11 protein-coding genes and 1 tRNA gene are annotated in these 16668 nt (G+C 37.2%); 9 read left to right on the plus strand and 3 right to left on the minus strand.

All coding sequences use genetic code 11. The features are described from left to right. Window positions 1-49: 49 nt before the first annotated feature. Window positions 50-1072 (minus strand): tRNA (adenosine(37)-N6)-threonylcarbamoyltransferase complex transferase subunit TsaD, encoded by a 1023-nt coding sequence (gene tsaD / locus ABN256_RS14785; protein ID WP_196554747.1) that lies wholly within the window; start codon window positions 1070-1072, stop codon window positions 50-52. A gap of 340 nt (window positions 1073-1412) precedes the next feature. On the opposite strand from tsaD, the gene rpsU reads away from it, so the two are divergent. The 4 genes from rpsU to ABN256_RS14805 all read left to right on the plus strand — a co-directional run bounded on the left by rpsU (window position 1413) and on the right by ABN256_RS14805 (window position 5940). Further along, entirely contained in the window at window positions 1413-1628 is a 216-nt protein-coding gene (gene rpsU / locus ABN256_RS14790; protein ID WP_001144069.1) for a 30S ribosomal protein S21, read from the plus strand. A gap of 112 nt (window positions 1629-1740) precedes the next feature. After that, window positions 1741-3489 carry a DNA primase gene (gene dnaG / locus ABN256_RS14795; RefSeq protein WP_197269999.1) on the plus strand — a complete coding sequence of 583 codons (1749 nt, stop codon included), beginning with the start codon at window positions 1741-1743 and terminating at the stop codon, window positions 3487-3489. 186 nt (window positions 3490-3675) lie between these two features. Then, window positions 3676-5529 (plus strand): RNA polymerase sigma factor RpoD, encoded by a 1854-nt coding sequence (gene rpoD / locus ABN256_RS14800; RefSeq protein ID WP_072070077.1) that lies wholly within the window; start codon window positions 3676-3678, stop codon window positions 5527-5529. 334 nt (window positions 5530-5863) lie between these two features. Beyond that, window positions 5864-5940 (plus strand) — tRNA-Ile (locus ABN256_RS14805). Between the two features lie 450 nt (window positions 5941-6390). Here ABN256_RS14805 and ABN256_RS14810 read toward each other — a convergent pair. Beyond that, a complete protein-coding gene (locus tag ABN256_RS14810) occupies window positions 6391-7920 on the minus strand; it encodes a methyl-accepting chemotaxis protein (protein ID WP_196554748.1) in 1530 nt (509 codons plus the stop codon). 1126 nt (window positions 7921-9046) lie between these two features. On the opposite strand from ABN256_RS14810, the gene ABN256_RS14815 reads away from it, so the two are divergent. The 5 genes from ABN256_RS14815 (at window position 9047) to ABN256_RS14835 (ending at window position 14832) form a co-directional block, all read left to right on the plus strand. Beyond that, the gene (locus tag ABN256_RS14815) at window positions 9047-9346 is read left to right on the plus strand and encodes a helix-turn-helix domain-containing protein (RefSeq protein ID WP_196554749.1); all 300 of its coding nucleotides are present in this window, start codon (window positions 9047-9049) and stop codon (window positions 9344-9346) included. Between the two features lie 313 nt (window positions 9347-9659). Then, on the plus strand, window positions 9660-10223 hold the full coding sequence (locus ABN256_RS14820) for a fimbrial protein (protein ID WP_196554750.1): 564 nt from the start codon (window positions 9660-9662) through the stop codon (window positions 10221-10223). A 63-nt stretch (window positions 10224-10286) separates the two neighbouring features. After that, entirely contained in the window at window positions 10287-11006 is a 720-nt protein-coding gene (locus ABN256_RS14825) for a fimbrial biogenesis chaperone (RefSeq protein ID WP_196554751.1), read from the plus strand. 37 nt (window positions 11007-11043) lie between these two features. Beyond that, window positions 11044-13665 carry a fimbria/pilus outer membrane usher protein gene (locus ABN256_RS14830; RefSeq protein ID WP_196554752.1) on the plus strand — a complete coding sequence of 874 codons (2622 nt, stop codon included), beginning with the start codon at window positions 11044-11046 and terminating at the stop codon, window positions 13663-13665. Window positions 13666-13668: 3 nt separating this feature from the next. Further along, on the plus strand, window positions 13669-14832 hold the full coding sequence (locus ABN256_RS14835; protein ID WP_340893794.1) for a fimbrial protein: 1164 nt from the start codon (window positions 13669-13671) through the stop codon (window positions 14830-14832). Between the two features lie 72 nt (window positions 14833-14904). On the opposite strand, the gene ABN256_RS14840 is transcribed toward ABN256_RS14835, so the two are convergent. After that, the gene (locus ABN256_RS14840; RefSeq protein ID WP_197269887.1) at window positions 14905-16434 is read right to left on the minus strand and encodes a methyl-accepting chemotaxis protein; all 1530 of its coding nucleotides are present in this window, start codon (window positions 16432-16434) and stop codon (window positions 14905-14907) included. Window positions 16435-16668: the final 234 nt, after the last annotated feature.

The following is a 16668-nucleotide window of genomic DNA, read 5'->3' on the forward strand; positions in this document are numbered from 1 at the left end:
CAGTGGCTTTTCTTTTACTGATACTGATACTGATACTGATACTGATACACTATTTATTTTCCAGTGCAGGCAACTCAGCTAAAGGCCAGCGAGGTCTTACGGTTACACTTAATGGGCCTTCTGTACCACCTTTAAAACGGATCATGCCCGCTAATGCGATCATTGCACCATTATCGGTACACAATTCGGGGCGAGCATAGAAAACCTCACCACCTAATTGTTTCATAACCGCTTCCATTTTAGCTCGTAATGTACGATTAGCACTTACACCACCCGCCATCACTAAACGTTTAAAGCCTGTTTGTTCTAAAGCTCTACGACATTTTATCGCCAAAGTATCAACAACAGCATCCTCAAACGCACGAGCAATATCCGCACGAGTTTGGTCTGAATCATCATTTTGACGAATGGTATTAGCAGCAAAGGTTTTCAAGCCCGAGAAACTAAAATCAAGCCCAGGCCGGTCTGTCATTGGGCGAGGGAAAATAAATCGCCCTTCTGTACCTTGTTGCGCCATTTTTGATAATACAGGCCCCCCTGGATAATCTAATCCCAGTAACTTAGCTGTTTTATCAAAAGCTTCACCCGCTGCATCATCAATAGATTCACCTAATAAGGTGTATTCACCAATTCCTGTCACACTAATTAATTGTGTATGACCACCAGAAACCAACAAGGCAACAAACGGAAATTCAGGTGTTTTTTCTTCAAGCATCGGCGCTAATAAATGACCTTCCATATGGTGCACTGGAATAGCGGGAACATCCCACGCAAAAGCGAGTGAACGTCCGATAGTCGCTCCCACCAATAACGCACCAACAAGGCCAGGACCTGCGGTATAAGCAACAGCATCAATATCTTTTGCCGTTAAATTTGCTTCTTTTAGTGCGGCTTGGATAAGAGGCACTGTTTTACGGATATGATCCCGTGAAGCAAGCTCAGGCACGACTCCACCATAATCAGCGTGCAGCTTAATTTGACTATAAAGTTGATTTGCTAATAGCCCGGCTTTATCATCATAAATTGCGATACCGGTTTCATCGCAAGATGTTTCAATACCTAAAACTCGCATAACGCTTCCAAATTCTTCTTCGCTAACTCGCGTAATGAACCGATTGTATCATTATTTCGGTGATTTTATACGCCTTCGCAACATCTTTTACATACCAGCATGTGACAAATTCCTTTTTCTGGTCTATAATTATTCACCTATTTTAAGTGATTTAAATGTGTGGTTAGCGACTTTTGCTTTTTGTGCTTATTAAAAAGACACAAAAGCGGGAGTTTGCGTTTCAATTTTGTGCATCTCTTTACAAAGTGCCCTGCTTTGAAGTAAAATTCCGCACCATTTTAAATGTCGGCTGGCTTAAATAACGCCAGCGCAAACCGATTTCTATTGAGGTGAGAGGCACATGCCGGTAATCAAAGTACGTGAAAACGAGCCATTTGACGTTGCTCTTCGTCGTTTCAAACGCTCTTGTGAAAAAGCAGGCGTATTAGCAGAAGTACGTCGTCGTGAGTTTTATGAAAAACCAACGACTGAGCGTAAACGCGCTAAAGCATCAGCAGTAAAACGTCACGCTAAAAAATTAGCTCGCGAAAACGCACGTCGTACTCGTCTGTACTAATATTTTGCGGCTTACCCCGCAACATATGCAGACACTGTAGTCGCAGTTAAAGGCCGTGCTTTCTTATGAGAGCGCGGCTTATTCTCGTTCAACAACAGGCGTAAAAGGGCTTATGGCTGGACGAATTCCACGTTCATTTATTAATGATTTGCTAGCTCGAACCGATATCATCGATCTTATCGACGCTCGCGTGCCGTTAAAAAAACAAGGCAAAAATCATTCAGCGTGTTGTCCGTTTCATAATGAAAAAACGCCCTCTTTCACAGTAAATAGCGACAAACAGTTTTATCACTGTTTTGGTTGCGGCGCGCATGGCAATGCTATTGATTTTTTAATGAATTACGACAGACTCGATTTTGTCGAAACCATTGAAGAGTTAGCAGCAATGCATGGGCTAGAAGTTCCTTATGAATCAGGAACGGGTAGTAGCCCAATTGAACGACATATAAGACAAAATCTCTATCAAGTGATGGAGAAATTGAACCAATATTATAGTAGTGCTCTCAATAAGCCTGATGCTCAGGAAGCTAGAAATTACCTTGCGCATCGTGGTCTTAGTGAAGATATTATTAGTCGTTTTTCTATTGGGTTTGTTCCTACTGGTTGGGATAATGTCCTAAAGCGGTTTGGTCAAAATGCCGATAATAAAGCCCTACTTCTTGAAGCAGGCATGGTAATAACCAATGATAATGGTCGAACTTATGACCGTTTTCGCCAACGTGTTATGTTTCCGATTAGAGATAGGCGTGGTCGTGTTATTGCCTTCGGTGGACGAGTTCTCGGTGATGATTTACCGAAATACTTAAACTCACCAGAAACAGAAATTTTCCATAAAGGACGCCAACTTTACGGTCTTTATGAAGCACAACAATCTAATAATAACGTTACAAAGCTATTAGTTGTTGAAGGTTATATGGATGTTGTGGCATTAGCGCAGTTTGGTATTGATTATGCCGTTGCCTCATTAGGAACCTCCACAACAGCAGAACATATTCAGTTGCTCTTTAGAACAACGGATAACATTATTTGCTGCTATGATGGAGATAGAGCAGGACGAGATGCCGCTTGGCGAGCACTAGAAACTGCACTTCCTTTTTTAAATGATGGCCGTTCTTTACGTTTTATGTTTTTACCTGAAGGTGATGACCCTGATTCATTGGTGCGTCGTGAAGGTAAAGAATCCTTTGAAAAACGTATGGAACAATCACATTCATTATCAGAATTTCTATTTGATTCGCTCGTTCCTCAGGTGGATCTGAGTACTCAAGAAGGCAATGGTAAGTTATACAGTTTAGCTCGACCATTAATAGATAAGATCCCAAGTGAGACTTTGCGTCTATATTTATTAAGAGAGCTTGGTAGCTTAACGGGAAATCCCGATATTGAGCAAATGGATCGCTTATTTGGTAGAGCATCGGTGAATCACGGATCTTCGTATCAACCGATAAAATTACGCACCACACCAATGCGTGTATTAATTGCCCTATTGATACAAAATCCAGAATTTTCTAAATTAGTGCCCCCTCTCGAGGGATTAAATACTGAAAAAATTGCAGGTTTATCGCTTTTTATTGAATTAGTTTCCGTTTGCCAAGCACAACCTGGCCTTAATACAGGACAGATTATCGAACTCTACAGAGAGAATAAATTCGGTAAACAGCTTGAAAAACTGGCAATGTGGAACGATATAGATATAGATGAGATTGCAGAGAAAACCTTTACAGATACGTTAGATCATCTTTTTTTAACTGCAATGGACGAACGTTTAAACGCCCTTATTGCAAAAGAGAGAACAGAAGGCCTAACGCAAAATGAACGCGAAGAAGTCCAGTTGATAATACAGGCACGCGTTAAAAAGTAAATACAGAATTAAGATTAAAAACACGGCTTAATTGCCGCTATCGGTAGGTACTAAAAACCTACATTTGCTACGCTGAGGGGACCGTAGCAATCGACAATGAAAATGCCCCTCCGTAGTTATTGTTGGCTGAACAGTTATCGCCGACCGACACCAACCCAAATTACTTTGAAGTGTGGATACCGTCTTATGGAGCAAAACCCGCAGTCACAGCTGAAGCTACTTGTTACTAAAGGTAAGGAGCAAGGCTACCTGACCTATGCTGAGGTCAATGACCATCTGCCGGAAGATATCGTCGATTCAGATCAAATCGAAGACATCATCCAGATGATTAACGACATGGGCATTCAGGTTATGGAAGAAGCACCTGACGCCGATGATCTGATGCTGGCAGAAAATTCAAATGACACTGATGATGATGCGGCAGAAGCCGCGGCTCAGGTACTTTCTAGTGTAGAATCTGAGATTGGCCGTACAACCGATCCTGTGCGTATGTATATGCGTGAAATGGGTACGGTTGAATTGCTTACCCGGGAAGGTGAAATTGATATCGCAAAACGTATTGAAGATGGTATTAACCAGGTTCAATGCTCTGTTGCTGAATATCCAGAAGCAATTACTTATCTTCTTGAACAATACGATCGCGTTGAAGCTGGTGAAGCACGTCTTTCTGACTTAATTACTGCGTTTATTGATCCAAATGCCGAAGAAGTGGCAGAGAGTGAAGTGGTCAATTTAGGCAAAAGTGATGATGAAGTTGACGACGCTGAAGACGAAGATGAAGACGAAGATGAAGATGGCGATAATGACAGCGATAGCGATGATGATAACAGCATCGATCCTGAATTAGCTCGCCAAAAATTTACTGAGCTTCGTGAACAATACGAGAAAACTCGCCAGACTATCAAGGCCAAAGGTCGTAATCACAAAGATACAGAACTTGAGATCTTATTGTTATCTGAAATTTTCAAACAGTTCCGTTTAGTTCCGAAACAGTTTGATTATCTGGTTAACAACATGCGTGACATGATGGACAGAGTTCGTGCTCAAGAACGTCACATCATGCGTCTTTGTGTTGATCAAGTTAAGATGCCTAAGAAAAACTTCATTACGCTGTTTACAGGTAACGAAACCAATGACACATGGTTCACTGCTGCTCGTGCAATGAATAAGCCTTGGTCTGAAAAACTGGCAGGTATTGAAGAAGAAGTACAACGCAGCTTGCAAAAACTGCAACAAATTGAAGTTGAAACTGGTCTGACAATCGAACAGGTTAAAGACATTAACCGTCGTATGTCTATCGGTGAAGCAAAAGCACGTCGTGCGAAAAAAGAGATGGTCGAAGCGAACTTACGTTTAGTTATCTCTATCGCGAAAAAATATACCAACCGTGGCTTGCAGTTCCTTGATTTGATCCAAGAAGGGAATATCGGTCTGATGAAAGCGGTTGATAAATTTGAATACCGTCGTGGTTATAAATTCTCAACTTACGCAACATGGTGGATCCGCCAAGCAATTACTCGTTCAATCGCTGATCAGGCACGTACAATTCGTATCCCTGTTCACATGATTGAAACGATTAATAAGCTAAACCGCATCTCTCGCCAAATGTTGCAAGAGATGGGACGTGAGCCTTCACCAGAAGAGCTTGCTGAACGCATGCTGATGCCTGAAGATAAAATCCGTAAGGTACTGAAAATCGCTAAAGAACCAATCTCTATGGAAACCCCAATCGGTGACGATGAAGATTCACATTTAGGTGATTTTATCGAGGATACAACTCTCGAGCTACCTTTGGATTCTGCAACATCAGAAAGCTTACGTTCAGCAACGCACGAAGTGTTAGCTGGTTTAACATTACGTGAAGCGAAAGTCCTGCGTATGCGTTTTGGTATCGATATGAATACAGACCATACCTTGGAAGAAGTGGGTAAACAGTTTGATGTTACCCGTGAACGTATTCGTCAGATTGAAGCGAAGGCACTGCGTAAATTACGCCACCCAAGTCGCTCTGAAGTATTACGTAGCTTCCTTGACGAGTAATTAGCTTTCTCTCAATTTATGTTATAACAAACGCCTGTGATATTCACAGGCGTTTTTTTATCGGCCAATCACGGATCTATCTCTAGTTTGAAGGTTATTGTTCAGCGTTTCTCAACAACCATTTTCTACAATGTACATTTATAAAAAATAGCCTATTTATTTATAATATTACGCATCCACCTAGGCTTATCTCTCAATTCTTACACTAGGTTATTGATATCACAGTTATTCTCTATTTTATCTTTTTATTGTTTAGATTGAGTATAAATTGCGCATACAGTCATTCAAAGGCTAGACCTAGTGCCAAATGGCACGTATAATCTCACTCCATTAAGGCCCCTTAGCTCAGTTGGTTAGAGCAGGCGACTCATAATCGCTTGGTCACTGGTTCAAGTCCAGTAGGGGCCACCAATTTTTAGCTGTTAAATCAGCACATTAAGCCACTTCTTAGTAAGTGGCTTTTTTGTTTTTATAGATCATGGCCCCTTTTTTGCCCTATCAAATATTTTTATCTCATATCAAACCAACAAATTCACTATACATAAAACTCTATTTAAGCCAGTAATTCTCGTGTCAATATAATAGCTTTATATGCACTCACTTTACTTAAGTGGTGAGTTATACCACCGACTACTGTAATAACTCATTACTTAATCCTCAAAACCAGAGCTCCTAAAGAAATATATTTAAAATCATCTATACATTACACCAGTAGTTAGTTTTAAAATAATTACTAATATAGTTAACAACTAGATAAAATTATTCTATTTCATTTCCATTTATCAAAATAAAAGCTCACCTTAATATTGTCATTAAAGTGAGCTCGTTTTAAATATAATATCAACTGACTAATCTAACAGATTAATATTGTTCTTTAATTTTAAAGACTGACACTTTATCTGTTAAGTTTTGTGCTTTCTCATCTAAAATCATCGTAGAAGTCGCACCCTGTTCAACTAAAGCCGCATTTTGCTGAACAACTGAATCCATTTGGTTAATGGCTACAGCTATCTGTTCAATGCCCACTTTTTGCTCTTCTGATGCAATACTAATCCCCTGCATAATATCACTGACTTTAGTAATAGAAGAAACGATGTCCTGCATATGCTCACCCGTTTTATTCACTAATTCACGGCCATGAGCCACATCTGCAACGGACTCCCTGATGATTTGGTTAATTTCACGCGCAGCATCCGCACTTCTTGCGGCTAAATTTCTCACTTCAGTTGCAACAACAGTAAATCCGCGACCTTGCTCACCGGCACGTGCTGCTTCAACCGCGGCGTTTAATGCTAGAATATTCGTTTGGCTTGCAATGTTATTAACTACATCATTGATTTCAGCAACTTTTAATGTGCCTACTTCGATCTTTTTCATCGAACTAATTGCATCATTCATGATATTAGAACCATCAATCGCTAAATCACGAGTTTCTGCTGTTATAGAGTTTGCTAAAATCGCATTATCCGTATTATTAACAACAGCAATTTTTATCTCTTCCATACTCGCAGCTGTTTGTTGTAGAGCGCTTGCTTGCTCCTCAGTACGAGAAGAGAGATCTTGGTTGCCAGAAGCAATCTCTGCCGAACCCTTTTTGATCTCTAACGCTTCTTCTTTAACAAGTTGAATCGTCGATGTAAGTGCTGTTTGCATATTTCCAACATTAGAAAATAATGTACCAAACTCATCATTTCGTTTCTTAGGTAGATTGAAACTTAAATCCCCTTCTCCCACTTTCTGCAAAATAGCTGATAGAGTATTCAAATTAAAGATAAACGTTTTATTTATCCATCGAATAACTACATAAAGAAGAGCAAGGATAACGATAAGTGCAATGATCGTTGTATAAATAGAAAGCTGTACCATCCAAGCTTGTTCTGCTTTGATATCGTCATTGACACCTTTTGTGATAATCAAATATTCCTCAAAAAGATCAGAAAGACGAGTGAAATCATCAGAAAGATTTGTTTCTGTATAATTTAAGGTATCAATTGGTGCCATTAATTCATCAAGCAAGTAATAGAATAAGACCGATAGCTGTTCTGAATTTCGTTGAGCATCAGGGCTAATTTTCTTAACCTCAACCCAATGTGTGATCGTTGCTTTTGATTTTGTTGCAAGCGCTTTCGCTTCAGTCACAATCGATTTTATAGTTTCTTGCTTATTCTCTTCCGTCATCGTTTTCAATAACATTAAATAGTTAACGTGAGAACGAATAGTTGCTAGTTCATATCTCGCTTCTTGAACACTATTTAACCTAGTATTTAATGAATCCAATGAAGCAAAATTTTCCTGCATACGATAAATAAAAAATGACGACAATACTGATGATAATAAGAAAATGGCTAATAGTATGATAGAACCTACTTTAGCTGATCTTTCAATACTCATGAAATAATCCACCCCGGTAATTAAATAATACAAATGTACTCATTTATCGGCACGAAATAGATTTTATTTACTTATTAATCAGAATTATCAATACAAATGCTTAATTAGGTTCTCAATCAATGATAGCAATTAGTTTTTTCTTCTTCTTTTTACATCTTAATCTAGATGATATACCAATATGAAATAATATTTCAGTGTTATTGGGTGATTGTTTTTTAGACAAGATTTTCATTTAAATAAAATACAGCAAATATTTCACACACACGATTAAATGATAATTATCACCTAATGATTAAAACATCTTAAGTATTTTTACAATCTAATCCACAAATTAGAGATAAATAGCTTCTAAAAAATCGCGACAAGGTATAAATACTTAGGATATTATTAATGAAAAATAATCGCTATTTTCAGAAAGAAAAGAAAAATAGAATGTACAAGTTATTTTAGTTTTCATATATAAGAATAAATCGAACCTTAGAGAAAGCATCTCAAACATCATTGCAATTAATACTTTTAAAAAAGTATTTTTTTAGTATCAAACAATCGACTCTTCTTTATATGAATATTTAGCCCAGCAATTATTGACTTAAATCAATTTTTATTTTCCTTCTTATTTACCCAACAGAAGGTTTTCATAAATTATTTATAAATACACATAATCTATTTTCATCATATACCCCAATTTTTGATTTTATTCAGAGAATTCTTACATTCTACCTTTCTCATGAATACCCGTTTTGCGAGTAAAAAATATCTCCTTACATTACCTAACCTTTTCGTACAATCCATCCTATAAAGACTGAAAATGAAATATAAATTAATATATGACTTATCAAACAAGATTTTTCACCTAACGCTAACTCATAAAGTGAGTATCAAAATTAGTTTTCACTTAAATTAATTTTATTAACATATTGATATATCTATCACTTACTAAATCTTAAGTATAACCTTACAATAATTACTCTCATGATAGGTATCACCTATTACATAATGATATCGCATAGGGTAAACCGTTTTTACGCAATAATTTATGTGTAATATAGTTATTCGCAATGAAATGACTAATTTTAATATGTGATGACTTCTATATATTAGACCTTCTGTTATTGGAATTAACTTTATGAACGATCTAGACACTAAAGTAGGCCTTTTTTTTAAAAAGGTTAGAAAAGAGAAAAAATTATCAGGTCGTGAACTGGCAAAAATAATCTCTGTTAGCCAACAACAAATTTCTCGCTATGAAAATGGAAAAAATAGTATGTCTCTTAGTTTAATAAATAAGTTGCTTATTATTTTTGATAAATCATGGGATGATTTGAATCGTGAAGTAATAAGTAATTACAATGAAAAGGTAACCAACACACAACTAAAAAAAAGAGATTATGAGTTTAGTGGTAACATTATTAACCAACTAAACTAATAAAAAATAAAACTTATGTAAATATCCCTACCAATAATTAAGCATGAAAATAAAATATTTAAAGATGTTTTATTTTCATGAGCTATTAGCTTTATGAAGGTAGGGGTGTTAACACATGACAAAACTATTACTAGTCAATAATAGATAATATTAGGAAAATAAAAATCTTTTTAATTAAAGCTTTTATCAGCCATGGAATGCTTATATTTATTTTACTCTAATAGCGAGTCATAAAATGAATTTCTAAATATTAACTTTAATATTTAGTTATTTATTAAATGTAGTTATCTAATATAAAACAAAGGACTTTAGAATGAAAAAATCTATCATTGGTGCATCTTTAGCTATGGCATTTGGTCTAATGGCTGGCAATGCTATCGCTGCTGATAATACTGGTACTATCACTTTTAATGGTGAATTAACTGATACAACATGTAAAGTTGACATCGAAGGCCAAGGTGCAGATGCAACGATTACTTTACCAACAGTAAGTACTAATGTTTTACAAGCTGCAGGTGACGTAACTGGTCGTACTGCATTTAATATGAACCTGTCTGATTGTAAAGTAGGCACTGCGGGTCATAGCACTGTTTCTGCATTCTTCGAAACTGGTATGACTGTAGACCAAGCTTCTGGTCGCCTGAATAATATGGATATCGCGGCAACAGGTGCTAAACAAGTTCAATTACAACTGTTAGATGGTGCTAACTTCAATGCAATCAAAGTAGGTAACACTTCTCAAGTAAATGATACTACTTACTATGCAATTACTGCTGAAAAAGCAACTCTACCATACGCTGTAGAATACTACGCAATGGGTCAAACAGAGGCTGGTAAAGTAACAAGTAGCGTTGTTTATACTCTACAGTATAAATAATCGAAATAAATAGGGAGGAATTCTCCTCCCTATTTGCTTTTTATTAATGGAATAAAGATAAATATGATAACCCCTAAATTAATTAAAAGCTTTTTTATTAGTTTATTATTAATTATTCCCGCATGGGTTAATGCCGGTGTTGTTATTAGTGGCACTCGCGTTATTTATGTTGAAAATGAAAAAGAAGTCACTATTAAAGTATCGAATGAAGGGAAATTACCTGTTCTTATTCAAAACTGGATTGATACAGGTGATGTAGATGCCGCACCTGAAAATATTCAGGTTCCTTTTGTTTTAAGTCCTCCTGTATTTCGTGTTGAACCGACTAAATCTCAAACATTGAGAATTAATTATACTGGCAGCATGCAATTACCTAAAGATAGAGAATCTATTTATTGGCTAAACGTATTAGAAATACCGCCTAATGCAAGTGATAAAATAGATAATAAATTACAAATCGCTTATCGCTCTAGAATAAAACTATTTTATAGACCTTATGCATTAAGAGATAAAGCAGACGCAATAAAAGGTGCAGAAAATCTGTCATTCTCAGTTATTAATAATAAGTTAAAGGCGATAAACAATTCTCCTTATTATGTCTCTTTAGTTTCTATCACGCTATCCAATAATGAAAAAAATCCGATTGATGGTGAAGTAGTACCACCACTTGGCAGTCATGACTTTTCAATTCCAAATGGAGTCAATGCGTCTTCAGGAAGCAAAATTGTTTACAGGTATGTAAACGATTGGGGCGCAATGAAAATGGTTGAAACCACACTGTAGTTTTCTAGGTGTTTTCTAAAAATACGGGAATATTAAAATGAGCAGTTATATTTTAAAAACTATTATAATATCTGCTGGTGTGACTTTTTTAGTCGCTCCTTATACCTATGCAGAAAATATAACAGTCACCGAAAATAATAAATGGCTGTCTAATGGTAATAGCTCATTATCTGCAACTTTATCCCCAAATGATAATGACCTGCCATCAGCACCTATATCTAATGGTAATAATTCAACGTCATTTAACCCGATTTTTATGAACACCGCTCAAGGTGATATTGATATTAGCCGTTTTGACAAAGCTGATGCAATATTACCCGGCACATGGAATGTCGAACTCTATGTTAATAAACACTTTGTTGGATTAGAGTCTATCACATTTAGGGAAATGGCAAATCGTGAAGTCGAAGCGTGTTTAACTAAAGACATCATTGATTTAGTCGGTCTCAAGGATGAGAAAACCCCACCATTATTAAAAAGTGCACTAGAGCTTCATGAGTGTATTGAATTAGCAAAATTTATTCCTTCAAGTAGTGTTAAGTACGATCACTCTATACAACGTTTAAATATTGATGTTCCACAAATATTAGTGGGATATAAACCCCGTGGTTATGTTAGCCCATCACTTTGGGATCGTGGTATCAATGCATTGCTACTAGGCTATAACGGTAACTATTTTATGTCCCGTAATAATGGGAAAGAGTATAAATCCGCATTTGCAGGGATCACCGGAACCTTAAATTTAGGGGCTTGGAGTTATCATCATACTGGTAACTATTCATGGAATGAACAAACGGGTCACGACTACACTTCTACTTATAACTATTTACAACGTATTATCACCACTATTCAAGGCGTAGTACAAGTGGGTGATATGCTCACTAAAGGGCAACTATTTGATTCTCAACCATTAAGAGGTATTCAGCTTTTTAGTGATGATAAGATGTTACCTGATTCTCAACGTGGCTTTGCGCCGACTATCCGTGGTGTAGCAAAAACAAACGCCCGCGTTATTATTCGCCAAGATGGTCATATCATCCACGAAACCGTTGTACCACCGGGTGCATTTGAGATTGATGACCTCTACCCTTCAGGCTATGGCGGTAACTTAGATGTCACCATACAAGAAGCGGATGGCTCAGAACAGCATTTCAGAGTCTATTATGCTTCAGTGGTACAATTACTGCGCCCAGGTCAACACAACTATACCGTTGCTGCGGGGCATTTAAATTCAACTTCAGTAGAATATGATCCTACATTATACCAAGCCACTTATCGCCGAGGCTTAACCAACCTTGTCACCGGATATGCAGGAGTACAAGGTACAGGGGCTGACTATTATGCTATCCAAGTGGGTATGGCATTAAGTACACCATTAGGCGCTTTTTCTGCAGACGTGACCCAAGCTCGTCTGCATTTAAATAGCACTGATTCTGCTGTCAATAGCGGCCAAAGTTATCAAGTCAGTTACAGCAAGTATATTCAAGATACCAACAGTAACCTGACTATTGCCGCCTATAAGTTTAACTCTGAACACTTCTATGACTATATGTCAGCGGTTCAGGCTATCAATGAAGAGCGTCATGGGAGAAGTATCAATAATATCTGGCGCCCAAAAAGCCGTTTTAACGTCACTATAGATCAGGGGTTACCTGAAGGCTGGGGTAATTTCTACGTCAGTGGTTTTACGCAAAACTATTGGAATAACGATACGACCGATTTGCAATATCAAATGGGTTATAACAACCGTTGGAAGCGCCTCTCTTATGGTATCAACGTAGGTCAAGCACGTAATGCTGATGGCAAAAAAGAGACATCCGTTGAAATGAATTTTACATTACCACTTTACGATTTAAGTGTTGACCATATGCCAACCTTAACCGCAGCGTTAACTCGTGATGGACGAGGTAATGTTGGTGAGCGTATTGGTATTTCTGGCTCTGCGGGTGAAGATAATCGTTACAGCTATGGTGTTACAGCAATGAATACCAACCATGGTGTTGGTTCAAGTATGACCCTTAATGGTAATGCGAGAACAAATTATACTAACTTAGCCGCAAACTATGGCGTAGGTGAACATTATCAAAATGCCTCAATCGGTATGAGTGGTTCGTTAATTGGTTGGTCTGGTGGTGTCGTTGCATCGCCTTATCAAGGTGATACTTTCGCCATTGTTGAAGCAAATGGTGCTAAAGGGGCAAGAGTCAGTGGCTACCCAGGTATTGAAATTGATGGCTTTGGTCATGCTGCTGTCCCTTATTTAACACCATACCAAATGAATGATATTTCGATTAACCCGAAAGGGATGTCAACTAACGTTGAATTACAAAATACACAAGCCCGCATTGCACCATTTGAAGGTGCGATCACGAAGGTGGAATTTAAAACCAATACAGGTATCCCTCTGTTAATTACAATCCAACGTAATAACGGCGCCATTCCATTTGGTAGCGTCGCCTACGATGAACAGAACAATGAAGTGGGTAGTATAGGTCAGGGAGGACTTCTCTACGCCCGAGTTGAAAACGCGTCAGGTCGCTTAATTGTGAAATGGGGACCGGGTGAAATACAGCAATGTATCATTAATTATAATGCGCCAGCACAAGATAAAGATAATCCAAGTAGTTTTGTTCAACTTACCAGTGTCTGTGGAGAATAAAGTATGAAGTCTATTATTAAAAACTCATTAGCCTTAATGCTTCTACTTTTTCCTGTTGCGGAGGTAATGGCACAACAGACTGTCAAGTGTCAAGTTATTGCAGCCCCATTGGATCATACTATACCCATTGGTAGCGCAATTCATGTTGGTGCTGATATGCCAGTAGGTTCGGTTGTTTATCATGGTCGAATTAATTTTAATAACATTACACACAACTATTCTTGTAGGTTTAATGTGCCTTCAACAGGATTAGGATACTATTACTTTTTAGAGCGCCAAGAGATAAAATTATTAAGTACAGCAGGAACACCCGCTGTTGGCGCAGGTATTCCTCCTAATGTCTATAAAACCAATAACCCAGGTCTTGGTATTGTATTTTATACAAATAACGATCGAAATAAATCGCTACGTCCTAATATTCCTCAACTCTCTTGGGAAGGGCAACGTGAACTTATTGAAGGCCAACGTGAATCTATTACTTATTGGGCACGCCCAGTACTCAATTATTCTTTAATTAAATTAGGCCCTATTCAGCCGGGTACATTTGATTTAAGCAATATTGCAAGAATGCAACTTGATGTTAATTATCCCGAAAAAGATAAGGTTCTAGCAGAAGAATTTCCTTTTATATCCGCATATATGAATATTACAGGTTCTGTTAGTGTCACCGCTACAAGTTGTAAAACACAAGACTACACTGTGGAATTAGGCAAACATGAAACATCGGCCTTACCTGCAAAAGGCAGTTCAACCAAATGGATAAATTCTGATATTAATTTATACAATTGCCCTGCCTTTAGAGGTTATTACTCTGGTGGCAAAGGAGAGGTACTTACCACTGAAGTGGGCCAAACATTCCCAGATCGCGATCCAAACGAACTAAGAGTGACCATTAAGCCCGTCAATCCCCCCATTATTGAGTACCCTGGCACTTTTGAAGTAAACGATGTACCGGGGGCGGCTAAAGGTGTCGGGATACAACTTGCATTTGGAGCAACAGGCGAAGATTTTGTTAAATTTAATATGCCAACTGCCTTCGCACAACCCATCACAGAAAAAGCAGGTACTGTAAGTATTCCATTACGTGCACGTTATATTCGTGTGGATGACCGCTTATCTTCGGGTGTTGCCAACGGTGCTGCAACCTTTATGATTGAATATTATTAATCCCTTGTTCTGTTTGCCTGAATAGAATAAAAACCCACTCTGATACGTTAATTCAGAGTGAGTTTTTTATCGTTATAATGCTTGTTCTTCAATTTGAAAAACGGCCACATTATCCATTAACATCTGCGCTTTTTCATCTAACACCATCGTTGAAGATGCACCTTGATCCACTAAAGAAGCATTTTGCTGTACAACGGTATCCATCTGATTAATTGCCACCGCAATTTGTTCAATACCAATGCGTTGCTCTTCTGAAGCAAGACTTATACCCTGCATTATCTTGTTAACTTTTGTAATAGAAGAGACTATTTCTTGCATATGCTCACCGGTTTTATTCACCCATTTCGTACCATTCGCCATATCTTCAATCGATTCTTTCAGTATCTGGCTTATTTCTTTTGCTGCATCTGCACTTTTTGCAGCAAGATTTCGTACCTCAACGGCAACCACTTTAAAACCGCGTCCTTGTTCTCCTGCACGAGCAGCTTCAACTGCCGCATTTAGTGCCAAGATATTGGTTTGACTGGCAATATTATTAATTACCTCGTTAATTTCACCCACTTTAACGGCACCCTGTTCAATTTTCTTCATTGACAAAATTGCCTCCTGCATCACCGTGGCGCCATCTGTCACAACATCATTAGATTGATTAATGATGTTATTTGCTTCCATGGTATTTTCAGTATTATTTGCGACAGCGGTTTTTATTTCTTCCATACTCGCTGCAGTTTGTTGTAAAGCACTTGATTGCTCTTCAGTTCGAGAAGACAGTTCTTGATGAGCTGATGCAATTTCAGCAGCACCTCGTTTTATTTCTAATGTCTCTTTTTTTACGGTAAGAATGGTGGATGTTAGCGATTTTTGCATATCACCGACACAGGAAAACAGTGTACCAAATTCATCATTTCTTATTTTAGGCAGTGAGAAAACTAATTCGCCTTTGCCTATTTTTTTTAAAATATCAGACAATGTATTAAGGTTAATAAGAAATGATTTATTAACCCAGCGAATAGTGAAATACAAAATAATAGATAAAAGCAATAATGAAATTAACGTTGATAAAATAGAGAGTTGAACCATGGTATTTTGATTATTTCGAAGCGAAGCACTATTTTTCGCTTTAATCGCAACATAGTTATCAAATAAGCCACTGAGTTTTTCAAAATCATGATCAAAATGTTCATCTTTAACATTGGCGTTGTGAGCTGAATTTGACGCAATCACTAATCTATCAATTAAGTTATAAAATAACGCAGCTATATCTTCTACACTTTTTTGTGCGTCTGCTGAGACTTTTTTTTCGTCCACCCATCCTTTCATTGTGTTTTTAGCACTAATAGCAAGTTGTTTATTTTTCTCAATAATATCAGCATCATTAGCACTTCGTTTGTCTTTATCCTGCATCAAAAAATTCACATTTGAGCGCATGATCACTAATTGATAACGTGCCATCAGCACATCTGTATAGCGTGTTAGCAACACTTCCACTTGAGTGAAATTATTTTTCACTTTATCAATAAAAAATATAGATAATGCCGAAGATAAAATAAAAACTAATAATAATAAAGACGAACCTATCTTAGCAGATCGTTTAATGCTCATAATAAAAATACCTATACACATATATCGATACGATTTATTTCCTTATCGACATAGCTGTTCTTTTATTTAATAAAAATAGGTGGTTATAAGTTAATGATTTTTATTTTAAAAATATTAGTCTATCAATAAACATCATCTATATTTTAAATATTTTTTAATTTATTATTATTTTATAAAATAATCCAACTAATATTATTAATAATAAAAAGTCTCTTTTTTATCAAAAAAATAAGT

The sequence above is a fragment of the Proteus sp. fly-1008 genome (assembly GCF_040140305.1).
Taxonomy (GTDB): domain Bacteria; phylum Pseudomonadota; class Gammaproteobacteria; order Enterobacterales; family Enterobacteriaceae; genus Proteus; species Proteus vulgaris_B.